This window comes from Amycolatopsis sp. NPDC058986, assembly GCF_042741125.1.
In the GTDB taxonomy this organism is placed as follows: domain Bacteria; phylum Actinomycetota; class Actinomycetes; order Mycobacteriales; family Pseudonocardiaceae; genus Amycolatopsis.
Map to the genome: position 1 here is coordinate 54,596 of NZ_JBHYJW010000015.1, position 13,659 is coordinate 68,254.

13 protein-coding genes are annotated in these 13,659 nt (G+C 68.8%); 7 read left to right on the plus strand and 6 right to left on the minus strand.

Annotated features, from left to right (window positions below):
* Nucleotides 1–99: 99 nt before the first annotated feature.
* Together ACFW0G_RS15935 and ACFW0G_RS15940 are read right to left on the minus strand one after the other, a co-directional pair.
* Entirely contained in the window at nt 100–1,377 is a 1,278-nt protein-coding gene (locus tag ACFW0G_RS15935; RefSeq protein WP_378325971.1) for an MFS transporter, read from the minus strand.
* The gene (locus ACFW0G_RS15940) at nt 1,370–2,692 is read right to left on the minus strand and encodes a GH1 family beta-glucosidase (RefSeq protein WP_378325972.1); all 1,323 of its coding nucleotides are present in this window, start codon (nt 2,690–2,692) and stop codon (nt 1,370–1,372) included. Before ACFW0G_RS15940 ends, ACFW0G_RS15935 begins: the two co-directional genes overlap by 8 nt.
* Before the next feature lie 133 nt (nt 2,693–2,825).
* Between ACFW0G_RS15940 and ACFW0G_RS15945 the strand changes: the two genes are divergently transcribed.
* Nucleotides 2,826–3,467: a TetR/AcrR family transcriptional regulator gene (locus ACFW0G_RS15945; protein ID WP_378325973.1), complete on the plus strand. Its 642-nt coding sequence runs from the start codon at nt 2,826–2,828 to the stop codon at nt 3,465–3,467.
* Nucleotides 3,468–3,560: 93 nt separating this feature from the next.
* Nucleotides 3,561–4,301: a VOC family protein gene (locus tag ACFW0G_RS15950; RefSeq protein ID WP_378325974.1), complete on the plus strand. Its 741-nt coding sequence runs from the start codon at nt 3,561–3,563 to the stop codon at nt 4,299–4,301.
* Here ACFW0G_RS15950 and ACFW0G_RS15955 read toward each other — a convergent pair whose 3' ends face one another.
* Nucleotides 4,302–5,486, minus strand: coding sequence for an amino acid deaminase/aldolase (locus ACFW0G_RS15955; protein WP_378325976.1), 1,185 nt, complete (start codon nt 5,484–5,486; stop codon nt 4,302–4,304).
* A 90-nt stretch (nt 5,487–5,576) separates the two neighbouring features.
* On the opposite strand from ACFW0G_RS15955, the gene ACFW0G_RS15960 reads away from it, so the two are divergent.
* The 3 genes from ACFW0G_RS15960 to ACFW0G_RS15970 are packed head-to-tail and all read left to right on the plus strand — an operon-like array spanning nt 5,577 to nt 8,953.
* Nucleotides 5,577–6,884 carry a D-arabinono-1,4-lactone oxidase gene (locus ACFW0G_RS15960; RefSeq protein ID WP_378325978.1) on the plus strand — a complete coding sequence of 436 codons (1,308 nt, stop codon included), beginning with the start codon at nt 5,577–5,579 and terminating at the stop codon, nt 6,882–6,884.
* A 39-nt stretch (nt 6,885–6,923) separates the two neighbouring features.
* Nucleotides 6,924–8,225, plus strand: coding sequence for an MFS transporter (locus ACFW0G_RS15965; RefSeq protein ID WP_378325979.1), 1,302 nt, complete (start codon nt 6,924–6,926; stop codon nt 8,223–8,225).
* Complete coding sequence (locus ACFW0G_RS15970) at nt 8,225–8,953, plus strand: SDR family NAD(P)-dependent oxidoreductase (protein WP_378325981.1); 729 nt, start codon at nt 8,225–8,227, stop codon at nt 8,951–8,953. The genes ACFW0G_RS15965 and ACFW0G_RS15970 overlap by 1 nt, the downstream gene beginning before the upstream one ends.
* Here ACFW0G_RS15970 and ACFW0G_RS15975 read toward each other — a convergent pair.
* Genes ACFW0G_RS15975 through ACFW0G_RS15985 form a run of 3 tightly spaced genes read right to left on the minus strand, consistent with a single transcriptional unit; the run spans nt 8,950 to nt 11,248 of the window.
* On the minus strand, nt 8,950–9,900 hold the full coding sequence (locus tag ACFW0G_RS15975; RefSeq protein ID WP_378325982.1) for a ribose-phosphate diphosphokinase: 951 nt from the start codon (nt 9,898–9,900) through the stop codon (nt 8,950–8,952). The genes ACFW0G_RS15970 and ACFW0G_RS15975 overlap by 4 nt on opposite strands.
* Nucleotides 9,901–9,924: 24 nt before the next feature.
* Nucleotides 9,925–10,575 carry an SDR family oxidoreductase gene (locus ACFW0G_RS15980; RefSeq protein WP_378325983.1) on the minus strand — a complete coding sequence of 217 codons (651 nt, stop codon included), beginning with the start codon at nt 10,573–10,575 and terminating at the stop codon, nt 9,925–9,927.
* Between the two features lie 19 nt (nt 10,576–10,594).
* Entirely contained in the window at nt 10,595–11,248 is a 654-nt protein-coding gene (locus ACFW0G_RS15985; RefSeq protein WP_378325984.1) for a hypothetical protein, read from the minus strand.
* A gap of 451 nt (nt 11,249–11,699) precedes the next feature.
* Between ACFW0G_RS15985 and ACFW0G_RS15990 the strand changes: the two genes are divergently transcribed.
* Entirely contained in the window at nt 11,700–12,770 is a 1,071-nt protein-coding gene (locus ACFW0G_RS15990; protein WP_378325986.1) for an HpcH/HpaI aldolase/citrate lyase family protein, read from the plus strand.
* Nucleotides 12,767–13,639, plus strand: coding sequence for an HpcH/HpaI aldolase/citrate lyase family protein (locus ACFW0G_RS15995; protein ID WP_378325987.1), 873 nt, complete (start codon nt 12,767–12,769; stop codon nt 13,637–13,639). The genes ACFW0G_RS15990 and ACFW0G_RS15995 overlap by 4 nt, the downstream gene beginning before the upstream one ends.
* Nucleotides 13,640–13,659 lie beyond the last annotated feature (20 nt).

Genomic DNA, 13,659 nt, shown 5'->3' on the forward strand with positions numbered 1-13,659 from the left:
ACACCCCGCCCACGAGTGGCCCCTTGATTCCGCGGGCCGGTGCCGTTGCACTCCCCTCCCCCGACCGGCACCGGCCCGCGGTTCCACATCCCATACCGGTCAGCTGACCGACTTCACCCGCGTGACCAGGATCCCGGCGATCACCGTCGCGGCGGCCGACGCGGTGAACAACGCCGGATAGCCCCCGAACGACGCGAGGATGACGGTCGTCAGCAGCGGTGCGACGACCTGCGGCAGCGAGTTCGCGATGTTGACGACACCAAGATCCTTCGCCCGGTCCTGCGCGGCGGGCAGCACCTGCGTCAGCATCGCGAGCGCGACAGCCATGTACGTGCCGAAGCCGACACCCAGCAACGGGGACGCCGCGAGCGCGACCGGCCACGTCTGCCACACCACGAGCAGGAGCGCGGCGAGCGCCATGACCGCCGACGCGCCGAGAACGTACGGCTTCCGGCGGCCGGACTTGTCGGAGAAGTGCCCGGCGAGCACCGCGCCGACCACCAGCGCGAAGCCGTAGAGCCCCATCATGATCAGCAGCCCGGTGTCCGGATCGGGGTAGTGCACCGCGTCCTTGAGGAAGAACAGCAGGTACAGCGTCCCGAACGCGTTGCCGAGGTTGATCATGAAGTGGCACGCCCACGCCCAGGCGAAATCCGGATGCCGCCGCGGGGAGACCCACAACTCGGTCAGTACCGCACGCAGCCGGGTGGACGGACGGAACGCGATCGGCAGCCGCGCGTCCGGTGTCCGCAGCACGAACGCCGCCGCGCCGCCGAGCACGATCGCCGCGCAGACGGCGTAGGCCAGCGGCAGCCCGGCGAGGTCGAGCATGACCACGACCACCGCCGAGCCGAGCACCGTGCCAAGCATCTGCGCGATGCCGACGAGCCCGCCGGCCTGGGCGCGCTGGGCGATCGGCACCCGGTCGGCCATCCCGGACATCAATGTCGCGAGCATCCCGTTGAGCCCGGCCTGCACGAGACACCAGCCGATCGTCATCACCGCGACGTCCGGCGCGATCGCCAGCACGAGCAGTCCTGCCGCGGCGACCGTCGCGCCCGCGACCGTCCACGGATGACGGCGGCCGAAGCGGGAGCAGGTGCGGTCGGACAGCAGCCCGATCGCCGGGTTCATCACCATCGCCACCACCGCGCCGACGCCGGTGACGAGACCGAACACGAACTCCTTGTCCGCGGCGGCGAGCAGCTCCGCCTGTTTCGGCAGCAGCACCTGGATCGGCGCGTAGATCCCGAGCCAGAGCGCGAAGTTGGCGGTGAACAGCAGGCTCATCCAGCCCGCGCGGACCCGGACGACCGGTTCGGCCAATGCCTCCGGCACCTCGGACGACGGCTGCGGTTCGGCAGTGAGCTCACTCATGGCGCACCAGTTTCCGGTACCAGTGGAAGGAATCCTTGGGTGTGCGGCGCTGCGTCTCGTAGTCGACGTGCACCAGGCCGAACCGCGGCGCGTAGCCCTTGGACCATTCGAAGTTGTCCAGCAGCGACCAGACGAAATAGCCGCGGACATCCACCCCGGCGTCCATCGCCTCGCGGACCGCGCCGAGGTGTCCGGCGAGGAAGTCGACACGCTCGGGGTCGTGCACCGCGCCGTCTTCGCCGACCTCGTCGGCGAAACTGCAGCCGTTTTCGGTGATGTGGACAGGCGGCAGCTTCTCGCGGTAGCGCTCGTGGAAGGACACCAGCAACTCGCGCAGGCCGTGCGGGACGATCGGTGAATCGTTGGTCGTCATCGGATAGCCCTCGATCGGGCGAAGTTCGAACGGGAGCGGGTTGCCCTCGCCGGGCGCGGCGACACCCTGCGGCTCGTAGTAGTTGACGCCGTAGAAATCGAGTGGCTGCGCGATCGTCGGCAGATCGTCGGCGAATCCCTCGGGCAGGTGTGGATGCAGCTGTTCCGGGTACCGGCCCAGGAGGACGGGGTCGGCGTAGAGCCGGTTGATCAACGCGTCGAGCCATTCACCCGCGGCGCGATCGGCGGGAGTATCGGCTGCGGGCCAGATCGGCGAGTGGTTGTTCGCGGTGCCGATGCCCGTGGCACCGGCGGCGCGCAGGGCCTGGACCGCCTTGCCATGGGCGAGCGCCTGGTGATGCGCGGTCGGAACGGCGTCGAGCAACAACGTCCTGCCTGGCGCGTACTCCCCGATCGCATAGCCATAAATCGACATGACCATCGGCTCGTTGAGCGGAATCCACAATTTCACCCGATCGGCGAATCGCTCGCCGAGGATCGCGGCGTACTCGGCGAACCGGTCCGCGGTGTCACGGGAAAGCCAGCCGCCGTCGTCCTCGATGGCTTGCGGGCTGTCCCAGTGATAAAGCGTGACGACGGGGGCGATGCCGGCCTCGCACACCGCGTCGATCAGCTTGTCGTAGAAGGAAAGTCCCTCCGGATTCGGGGCACCCTTCCCGGTGGGCTGGATCCGTGGCCAGGCGACCGAAAGCCGGTACGCGCCGACGCCGAGTTCGGCCATCAGCGCGACGTCTTCGGGGTACCGGTGGTAATGATCAGCCGCGACGTCGGCGTGTTCACCGCGTGCTACCTTGCCCTCGGTCACGGTGAAAGTGTCCCAAATGGACGGTCCGCGACCGCCCTCCTTGGTGGCTCCCTCGATCTGGAAGGCCGAAGTCGAAACTCCCCAGAGGAAATCGGGCGGGAAGGTCGGGTTCTCCACCGGCTACGCACCTTTCGTCCTGCCACCCGTCCGGGTGAATGTGAAAAGTTCTCATATACTAGGTCGTCGTCCGGGCCGGGGGAAGCCCGTCGACACGATAAAGTCCCAGATCGGAAAGTGGAGGAGGAACTCAGTGCCCGACGTCGAGGCCTCGAAGGTGTCCGCTGACACCACCCCTCTCCGGCGGCAGCCGGTGCAGCAACGCAGTGCGAAGCGTGTCGAGCAGATGCTCGACGCGAGCGCCGCGTTGATAGACGAGCTCGGCTACGACGCACTGACCACGACGCTCATCGCGAAGCGGGCGGGGGTTGCCGTCGGCTCGCTGTACCAGTTCTTCCCCGACAAGCGGGCTGTGGTCCAGGCGCTGACCCAGCGCAACATGGAACGCTTCGTCGCCGCGGTGAACGAGCGGCTGACCGAACTCAGCCCGGAGCACTGGTGGGACGTCGTCGACTCGATCCTCGACATCTATCTACGGATGCACCGCGAGGTACCGGGCTTCTCCAAGGTCCACTTCGGCGACGTGGTCGACCGCCAGCTGCTCGACGAGGATCGGGACAACAACGCGGTACTCGTCGACTCGCTGACCGACATCCTCAGTGTGCGGGTGGACCGGCCGGTCGAGGACCTGCGCTTCGCCATCACCATCGCCAACGAGGCCGCCGACGCACTGCTCAAACTCGCGTTCCGGCGCGAGTCACGCGGTGACGAGAAGATCGTCGCGGAGACGAAGTACCTGGTGAAGGGCTATCTGGCGAGCAAGTTCGGCGAATGACGGTGATCAGTAAGCGCCTTCCCCGAACTGAGGACCGGGACTGACCTAATTGCCGCCTACCCTCGGCCGGGTCACCGAGCGAGGGAGCACACGATGAGCCGAATCGACCACAACCAGCCGCTGGGCACGCCGACGTGGATCGAACTGGAGGTCGCGGATCTGCCCGCGACCCAGGCGTTCTACGGGTCCGTTTTCGGCTGGGAGTTCGCCACCGGCGAGCACGGCACCACCTGTCTGCTGCGCGGCCTCCCGGTCGCGGGCTTGCGCGAGACCATGTCGGCGGGCGGCGGCTGGACCGTTCACCTGGCCACCGACGACTGCGACGGCACCACCAAGCAGGCCGTCGCCGCGGGCGGCACGCTGTTCGAAGAGCCGCACGACCTCGGCGACGAGGCTCGTACGGCGCTCGTCGTCGACCCGACGGGCGCGCGGTTCGGGCTCTGGCAAGGACGTTCCCGGCCGGGCTGCCGGTTGGTCAACGAACCGGACACGCTGGTGCGCAACGACCTGGTCACTCCCGCCGCCGAGCGGGCGCGGGCCTTCTACACCGCGGTCTTCGACTTCACGCTGGACGGCAACAAGGACCTCCCCGGCGTCGATTTCACCTTCCTGCGCAGGCCGGACGGGCACGAGATCGGCGGCATCATGGGATCGGCCGACGCAGCGGCGTCGAGTTGGGCGACGCTGTTCGAGGTCGCCGACGCCGACGAAACCGTGGCGCGAGTCAAGGCCGCGGGTGGGAAGGCCACCACGCCGGAAGACACGCCGTACTGCCGGATGTCCACGATCACCGACCTGTGGGGCACGGAGTTCTCAGTAGGATCCCGGCAGTAATCAGCCGAAGTTCTGCTGCTCGCCGCGGTAGGTCGGCACGGTGCGCTCCACCCGGTCGCCGGAGACCAGGTGATAGTGCGTGAACCGCTCGGCGAGTTCGCCTGCCTTCGCGTGACGCATCCAGACGCGGTCGCCGAGCCTCAGCGACCGGACGGCTTCGCCGGTGACCGGCGTCTGGACTTCGCCCGCACCCTCGAAGCTCAACAGCGAGAGCCCCGAAGGCAGGTACGGCGTCGGGACGCGCGAAGGTCCTGTCGGGCCCGAAGCGATGTAGCCGCCGGAGTAGAGCGTCGCGACGTTGCGCGTCGGGCGGCGCACCACCGGAAGTGCGAACAACGCGGCAGGACGCGGCGAGAAATGGGTGTAGCCGTCGAAGAGCGTCGGTCCGATCAGCCCCGAACCGGCCGCGACCTCGGTGACCGCGTCCTCCGCGACCGTGGATTCGACGCTGCCGCTGCCCCCGCCGTTCACGAACTCCAGATCCGCGATCGCCCGCACGGCCCGCACCGCGGCCCCGCGCCGTCGTGCCAGCTCCGCCGCCGACCGGCGCTGCATCCAGCCGACGACCGCGTTCTTCGGACGGCCGCCGTCGGCGTCCCCGAGACCAGCGATCTGGCCCTCGTACGCCATCATCCCTGCCAGGCGGAAACCCTTGCGCGCCATGATGATCCGGGCCAGTTCGGCGGCCTGCTTCGGGGTGAAGACCGGCGACCGCCGGGTACCGACGTGCACGCCGGGCAGCGGCCGCCACGACGCGTCCAGCTCCAGGCACACCCGGATTTCCGGATGCCCGTTCCCCAGCGCGGCGTCCACCAGATCCAGGTGCTCGGCCGAATCGACCATGATCGTGATCGCCGCTCGCGCGCGTTCGTCCGCCGCGAGCCTGCGCAGCGCCCCGTAATCGGCCGTCGGGTACGCGACGACTATGTCGTCCGTGGTGCCCTGCTCGACGTGCCAGACGGCTTCGGCCAGCGAGTAGCACATGAGGCCGGTGAAACCCGGCTTCGCGAGCACCCGCTCCAACAGCGCACGGCAGCGCACGGATTTACTGACCACCCGGATCGGCTTTCCCGCGGCGCGGCGCACCAGGTCGTCGGCGTTCGCGTCGAAGGCCGCCAAGTCGACGACGGCGAACGGAGGATCGAGGTCCTTGGTCGCCGCGTCGTACACCGTCGCACTGGTCACCGCTCTAAAGTACGACAACAAGGCTTGAAACGCGAATACTATTCACTTACTGTTTCGGCACTCACACCTCTGAGGAACAGGTGCAGACGCATGACACGGTGGAGCAACTGGGCCGGTACCGCGCACGCCTCGCCGCAGCGCGTCCATCAGCCCCGCAGCGTGGCCGACATCGCCGAAACCGTCGCGACGGTGGCCGCCGCAGGTCACAGCGTTCGCGCCTGGGGCAGTGGCCATTCCTTCACCGCGATCGCCGTCGCCGACTCGGACGCGCTCGACCTGACCCGCTGGACCGGCATCGAAAAGGCCGACGTCTCGACCGGGCTCGTGACCGTTCGCTCGGGTACGACGTTGCGGCAGCTCAACGCCGAACTCGACGCACTCGGCCTGGCGATGACCAACCTCGGCGACATCGACGCGCAGACCGTCGCGGGTGCGATCTCGACCGGAACCCACGGCACCGGCGCGAAATTCGGCGGGCTCGCGACCCAGATCGCGGCGCTCGAACTCGTCCTGGCCGATGGCTCGGTCGTGAGCTGCTCGGCCACCGAACGCCCGGAACTCTTCGCCGCCGCCCGGGTCGGGCTCGGCGCGCTCGGCGTCATCACCACCGTCACGCTCCAGTGCGAACCGTCGTTCGTGCTCTCCGCGCAGGAACGTCCGGAGCCCTTGGAGCAGGTCCTCGAAGGTTTCGACGAGTTCGCCGCGAACAACGACCACTTCGAGTTCTACTGGTTTCCCTACGGCCGCGACGCGCTGGTCAAGCGCAACAACCGGCTGCCTGCCGACGCCGAGCGCAAGCCGCTGAGCAGGCTCAAGCAGTTCATCGACTACGACCTCACCGAGAACATCGCGTTCGGCGGGCTGTGCCGCATCGGCCGCGCGGTGCCGAAGCTGGTGAAACCGCTGGGCGGCTTCGCCTCGCAGGTGCTCTCGGAACGCGACTACAGCGACGTCTCCCACCGCGTGTTCGTCACGCATCGTGGGGTCCGGTTCACCGAGTCCGAGTTCGCGGTGCCGCGTGAGTCCGTCCTCGACGTGCTCGCCGAGTTGCGCGCGCTCGTGCCGCGCTTGGAGAACCCGGTGATGTTCCCGGTCGAGGTCCGCGTCGCCGCGGGCGACGACATCTGGCTGTCCACCGCACACGGCCGCGACTCCGCCTACATCGCCATCCACCAGTTCACCGGCATGCCGTATCGCGAGTACTTCGCGGCCTTCGCCGACATCGCGGGCCAGGTCGGCGGACGCCCGCACTGGGGCAAGATGCACGACCTCGACGTGCACACGCTACGGACGCGCTACCCGCGTTTCGACGACTTCCTGCGTATTCGCAAGGAGGTCGACCCGGCGGGCGTGTTCACCAACACCTATCTCGACCGGATACTCGGACCGCTCACTTAGCCTCTTGTCCAGCACGGTCGTGCGTGATCACATCGGCGGGTGAACAGCACGACCACGGAAGCGCCGTCGCGGCGCCGGATCGCGACCGCCAGCTTCATCGGCACCGCGATCGAGTTCTACGACTTCTACATCTACGGGACCGCGGCCGCGCTGGTTTTCGGCACGGTGTTCTTCCCGAAGTTCTCCACGCTCGCCGGCACGCTGGCCTCGTTCGCGACGTTCGCGGTCGGGTTCATCGCCCGTCCGCTCGGCGCCGTCCTTTTCGGACATTTCGGCGACCGGCTCGGCCGCAAGCGGATGCTCATCGTCTCGCTGCTGCTGATGGGCGGGGCGACCGTGGTTATCGGGCTCATTCCGTCCTATGCGGACATCGGGGTGGCCGCGCCGATCCTGCTCGTGATCACGAGGTTCCTCCAGGGCATCGGCCTCGGCGGGGAATGGGGCGGCGCGGTGCTGCTCGCCACCGAGTACGCGCCGCCGGGCAAACGCGGGCTGTACTCGGCGTTCCCGCAGCTCGGGCCCGCGATCGGGTTCGTGCTGGGCAACGCGTTGTTCCTGATCCTCAACGCGACGATGTCCGCCGACACCTTCCGCTCGATCGGCTGGCGCATCCCGTTCCTGGCCTCGGCGATCCTGCTGGTCGTCGGCTTCTACATCCGGATGCGCATCGCCGAGACGCCGATCTTTCAGGCCGCGCTGGACAAGCAGGAGCGATCCCGCGTCCCGTTCTTCGAGCTGCTGCGCCGCCAGCCCGGCGTGCTCGTCCTCGCCACGCTGTCGTTCATCCTGGCGCACACACTCTTCTACACGGTCACGACGTTCGTGCTCTCCTACGGCACCGGAACGCTCGAGGTCAGCCGTACGACGATGCTCGTCGCGGCCATGATCGCGGTGTCGATCATGGGCGTGCTGACGCTGGTGTTCGCGGTGTATTCCGACCGGATCGGCCGCAGGCTGCTGTGCATCGCCTCGGCGACCATCGCCGCGCTCTGGGCGTTCCCGATGTTCTGGCTGATCGAAACCCGGGAGCCGGTGCTGATCACACTCGGCATGACCGGCGGCATGCTGTGCTTCGCGATGCTCTACGGCCCGATGGGCGCGTTCCTGCCCGAGTTGTTCCGCGTACGGTTCCGCTACTCCGGCGCGTCCTTCGCCTACAGCGCGGCGGGAGTCGTCGGCGGCGGGGTCAGCCCCATCATCGCGACCGACCTGCTGGCGAAGACCGGCTCGTCCACGCCGATCTCGCTGTACCTGATCGGGATCGCGGTGATCTGCCTGGTCTCGCTGCTGCTGATGCGGGAGACGAAGGACGCCGACTTCACCGACGGCCTGAGGCAGTGATGTTCGCGCTCGACGGCGTGCACGCGGTCGTCACCGGCGCCGCCCGCGGGATCGGCCTGGCGACGGCCACCGCGTTGGCGGCGCAGGGCGCCGAGGTCACGCTGATCGACCGCGACGCCGCGGCACTGACCGCTTTGGACAGTCCACACCGGACGATCGCGCTGGACGTCACCGACCACGACGCCCTCACCGACGCGGTCCGCACGTCGTTGGCGGACGGGCCGGGCCACGCGGTACTGGTCAACAACGCGGCGTTGCTGGACACGACGCCGCTGGCCGAGCTGACCCCCGAACGCTGGGAGCGGGTGCACGCGGTGAACCTGACCGCGGCCCTCACCACGATCCGTGCCGCGATCGCCCCGATGCGCGCTCGCGGCGGACGGATCGTGAACGTCGCGTCGGTCGCCGGACGTCAGGGCGGCGGGTTGCTCGGCACTGCGGCGTATGCGAGTTCCAAGGCGGGTCTGATCTCGCTGACCCGCAGCGCCGCACGCGAGCTGGCCACCGAGGGGATCACCGTCAACGCCGTCGCGCCCGGCCCGGTCGACACCGGCCTCATCAACGACCAGGACCCGGAGCTACTGCGCCGCATCCTCGCCGCCGTGCCGGTGGGACGTCTCGGCACGGCCGAGGACATCGCGGCGGCGGTCTGCTTCCTCGCTTCGGCCGAGGCGAACTGGATCACCGGCGCCGTCCTCGACGTCAACGGCGGTGCGTTGATGGCTTAGGCGGGCTCGAACAACGCGCTGACGGATTCGCCGTTGTGGATGCGGCGGATCGCCTCGGCCATCGCCGGAGCGATCGAGAGGATCTTGAGCTTGTCCGTGCGTTCGTCCTCCGGGATCGGCACCGTGTTGGTGCAGACGATCTCCAGGACGTCCTCCTGCCCGCCGATCCGCTCGATCGCCTTGGCGGCGAAAAGCCCGTGCGTGCAGGCGACGCGGATCGAACGCGGCTTCAGCTCGCGGAGCCTGTCGAGCAGTTCGAGGACCGTGCTGCCCTTGGCGATCTCGTCGTCGAGGACGATCACGTCGCGACCGGTGATCTCGCCGATCACGGAGCTGATCTGGACGCGGTCGTCGGCGAAGCGCTGCTTGGCCCCGGCGGCGACCTGCGCCCCGAGCAGCCGCGCGAAATGCGCCGCCTCCTTGGCGTTGCCCAGATCCGGCGACACCACGGTGGTCTGCGAAAGGTCGTACTGCCGGAAGTAGCGGGCCAGCTCCTGCAACGCGTGCAGGTGATCGACCGGGATGTCGAAGAACCCGTGCACCTGCGGCGAATGCAACGTCATCGCCAGCACCCGGTTCGCGCCCGCCGTGACCAGCAGATCGGCGACGAGCTTGCCACCGATGGAGATCCGCGGCGCGTCCTTCTTGTCCGAACGCGCGTAGGAGTAGTGCGGGATGACGGCGGTGATCCGGGCGGCCGAGGCGCCACGCGCGGCGTCGAGCATCAGCAGCAGCTCGACGAGGTTTTCCTGCACCGGGCGAACCAGCGGCTGGATGATGAAGACGTCGCGTTCGCGGCAGTTGGCCTGCAGCTGCACCTCGAGGCAGTCGTTCGCGAACCGCTGCACCCGCACGGGAAGCAGGGGGACGTCGAGATGCGCGCAGATCTCCGCCGCGAGCTCGGGATGGGCACTTCCGCTGAAGACTGCGATCTCGCGTGCGCTCACTTCCGACAGCCTAACGGTCCTCCATCAGAGCGTCGCCAGGGCTTCGGCGACCGTCAGGTCCCCGGAAATCAGCTCCAGCGTGCGGCCCGCGGTCTCGGGCGCGTCGAGCAGGCCGACGAGGGCGCGGGCGACGTCGTCCCGCGGGATCTTGCCGCGGCCGGTCGAGTCCGAGAGGTACACCAGCCCGGTGCCGGGATCGTCGGTCAGCTGACCCGGCCGCAGGATCGTCCAGTCCAGATCGCGGGCCCGCAGGTCGTCCTCGGCGGCCTTCTTGGCCTCCAGGTAGACGCGGAATTCCGGACTGAACGCGGGCGAGTCGAGCTTGTCGGTGCCCATCGAGCCGACCTGGATGTGCCTGCGCACCCCGGCCCGTTCGGCCGCTTCACCGAACAACGCGGCAGCACCACGGTCCACAGTGTCCTTACGAGCGGTACCGCTGCCCGGCCCGGCGCCCGCGGAGAAGATCGCCGCGTCGGCACCTTCGAGCACCTTGACCACAGCGTCCACATCGGACTTCTCCAGGTCGAGCACCACGGCACGGGCACCGACCGTTTCGAGGTCCGTCACGTGTTCGGGATTGCGGACGATCCCGACCGCCTCGTCCCCGCGCGCGGCGAGCAGTTTCTCCAGCCGCAGCGCGATCTGACCGTGTCCACCGGCAATGACAACTCGCATACCGGTGACAGTAGTACGGCTAGTCGACGTCCGCCGGGACCTCGGTGGCGCGCAGGAGCTGGTCGTAGACGAGCTCGTTGACGTACCGGGAGACCGAGTCCTCGGCGAGCAGGATCCGCTCGTCGCGGCCCTCCAGGTCGAGGTCGATCATCGCGTTCGGGTCGGCGGTGACGACGGCGAGGCCGTACGCGCGGGACCGCGGCAGGCAGTTGCCGACGTAGTCCTCCGTCAGTACGGCTGGCGATGGCAGAACCATCGCGGCCTCGCCGTAACGTGCGAACGGAACCGCGGAGGCCATCGCGGTGCGCCAGTGCCGGGCGACCGCGAGGACGCCGATGATCTCGGCGGCCGGCGCGGGTGCGGTCGCGGCCAGCTCCGGCCAGGTCCAGGTGTCGACGGTGGCGCGGTCGGCGACGGGACCGACACCCATCGCGATCCGCTCGGCGTGCACGTCGGTGCGCAACCGCGCGACCACGCAGACCTTGCGGCCGAGCATGGTCGTCTCGGGCAGCACGACTCCGTGCCAGCCCAGCAGCGCGGCGGCCTTGCGGGCCAGCTCTTCGACGCTCGCCGGAAGCTCGATCGGCGGCACCACACGGCTGGGCAGGGACCGGCTGCGCTTCGCGCTCCCGGTGACCGCCGAGCTCTCGGTGTTCTGAGGTGTAGCCGCCACGAGTCCGCCTCCTTCAACCCTGTACCGCTCGTGCCAGCGGAAACCGGCACAGGTACTTGAGTACCAGTGCGACGGCGCGGGGTCTCCGGGTAGCGGGAGTGGCTGCGATCGACGGCGCTCAGCGGTCGGTGACCGGTCGACGGGCGGTCGTCGGACTTCGGTCCGACCGTGCCGCCAACCGAGTGAGGGCAAGGTGAGTGGCATTACTGTGCGCCCGCGGACCACTACCGAAGGCACAGAACCGGCGTAGGGCAAAGGATTCAACGCGCTAGGCCATTCAGCCCAATCGACTCGGATTCCACAGTGGACGTCGAAGTGATGACCAGCGAAAGCGGTTGCGGTTGCCCCATCCGTGTTCCCTCACCCGGTTGGAGGTGACTTGCACCGCAGCGCCCGGGCGGCGCCCGGGTTTATGGTTACTCGTCGGTATACAACCGTGCATGGAGGATCGATGCGCTCGCCGAAGGACTTCTTCGCCCCGCTCGCGCTGGGCGCGCCGGAACCGCTCCGCCAGATCCCGGTGCGGCCGTCGCGGATGATCCACTTCTTCGATCCCGGCAACGAGAAGATGGCCGCCAAGGTGCCGGACATCGCGAAGAAGGTCGACGTCCTGCTCGGCAACCTCGAGGACGCCGTGCGCGCGGACCGCAAGGAGGCCGCGCGCAGCGGGCTGGTGGCGATCGCCAAGGCGAACGACTTCGGGAAGACCCAGCTGTGGACGCGCGTCAACAGCCTCGACTCGCCGTGGGTGCTGGACGACCTGGTCACGCTGGTCACCGAGATCGGCGACAAGCTCGACGTCATCATGGTGCCGAAGGTCGAGGGCGCCCAGGACATCCACTACGTCGACCGGTTGCTCGCCCAGCTGGAGGCCCGCGCCGGGCTGGAGAAGCCGCTGCTCGTGCACGCGATCCTGGAGACCGCGAGCGGGGTGGCGAACGTCGAGGAGATCGCCGGCGCGAGCCCGCGCATGCAGGGCATCTCGCTCGGCCCTGCCGACCTCGCCGCGAGCCGCCGGATGAAGACCACCCGGGTCGGCGGCGGGCACCCCGGCTACCTGGTGCGCACCGACCCCGTCGGCGAGGACCTGATCACCGGGCGCACGACGTACCAGCAGGACCTGTGGCACTACACGGTCGCGCGGATGGTCGACGCGTGCGCGATGCACGGGATCCTGCCGTACTACGGGCCGTTCGGGGACATCCGCGACGTCGTGGCCTGCGAGGACCAGTTCCGCAACGCGTTCCTGCTCGGCTGTGTCGGGGCGTGGAGCCTGCACCCGGTGCAGATCGACATCGCGAAGAAGGTCTTCTCCCCCTCGCCTGCCGATGTGGCCTGGGCGCGCCGGGTCATCGCCGAGATGGGCGACGGCACGGGCGCGGTCATGATCGACGGGAAAATGCAGGACGACGCGTCGGTGAAGCAGTGCCGAGTGGTCGCCGAACTGGCCGACGAACTGGCCGCCGACGATCCCGAACTCGCCGCCGCCTATGACGCGGCCACCAAGGAGGCTTTGGCGTGACCGAGGTCAAACCGCGCCGTTCGGTGCTGTACATGCCGGGCGCGAACGAACGCGCGCTGGAGAAGGCGAAGACGCTACCCGCGGACGCGCTGATCCTCGACCTGGAGGACGCCGTCGCGCCGGACGCGAAGGAAGAGGCCCGTGAACGCGTCTGTGCCGCGGCTTCGTCCGGGGATTACGGCAAACGCGAGGTGACCATCCGGGTCAACGGCCTCGACACCGAATGGCACGACGCCGACCTGCGCGCCGCCGCACAGGCTGGCCCGGCCGCGATCGTGGTGCCGAAGGTGAACTCGGCGGCCGAGGTGCACAACATCGAGCGCGCGCTGGAACTCGGCGGCGCCCCGGAGAGCACGAAGATCTGGGCGATGGTCGAGACGCCCGTCGCGATGTTGCACGCGGCGGAGATCGCGGGCGCGTCGGAGCGGCTGACCGTGCTCGTGATGGGCACGAACGACCTGGCCAAGGAGCTGCACGCGGAGTTCGTGCCGGGCCGCGGACCGCTGCTCGGCGGGCTGTCGCTGGCGCTGCTCGCGGCACGGGCGACCGGGAAGGTCATCCTCGACGGCGTCTACAACGACGTGAAGGATCTCGAGGGATTCGAGGCGGAATGCCTGCAGGGCCGCCAGTACGGCTTCGACGGCAAGACGCTCATCCACCCCGGGCAGGTCGAGCCGTGCAACCGGATCTTCGCGCCGTCCGAGGAGGAGATCGACCGCTCGCGCCGGATCATCGCGGCGTTCGAAGAGGCTCAGGCAGCGGGTAAGGGCGTCGTGACGGTGGACGGGCGGATGATCGAGAACCTGCACGTGGACAACGCGCGCCGGGTACTCGCCCTGGCCGACGCCATCGGCACGCCTGCGGAGTAGGTGGGCCCGGCCCCGCACCG

Excerpts from the sequence above, each read along its gene's own strand:
- ACFW0G_RS15960 (WP_378325978.1), top strand. The coding sequence starts at position 5,577 with ATGACACGGTGGAGCAACTGGGCCGGTACCGCGCACGCCTCGCCGCAG.
- ACFW0G_RS15935 (WP_378325971.1), bottom strand. The coding sequence starts at position 1,377 with ATGAGTGAGCTCACTGCCGAACCGCAGCCGTCGTCCGAGGTGCCGGAG.
- ACFW0G_RS15970 (WP_378325981.1), top strand. The coding sequence starts at position 8,225 with ATGTTCGCGCTCGACGGCGTGCACGCGGTCGTCACCGGCGCCGCCCGC.
- ACFW0G_RS15990 (WP_378325986.1), top strand. The coding sequence starts at position 11,700 with ATGCGCTCGCCGAAGGACTTCTTCGCCCCGCTCGCGCTGGGCGCGCCG.
- ACFW0G_RS15950 (WP_378325974.1), top strand. The coding sequence starts at position 3,561 with ATGAGCCGAATCGACCACAACCAGCCGCTGGGCACGCCGACGTGGATC.
- ACFW0G_RS15980 (WP_378325983.1), bottom strand. The coding sequence starts at position 10,575 with ATGCGAGTTGTCATTGCCGGTGGACACGGTCAGATCGCGCTGCGGCTG.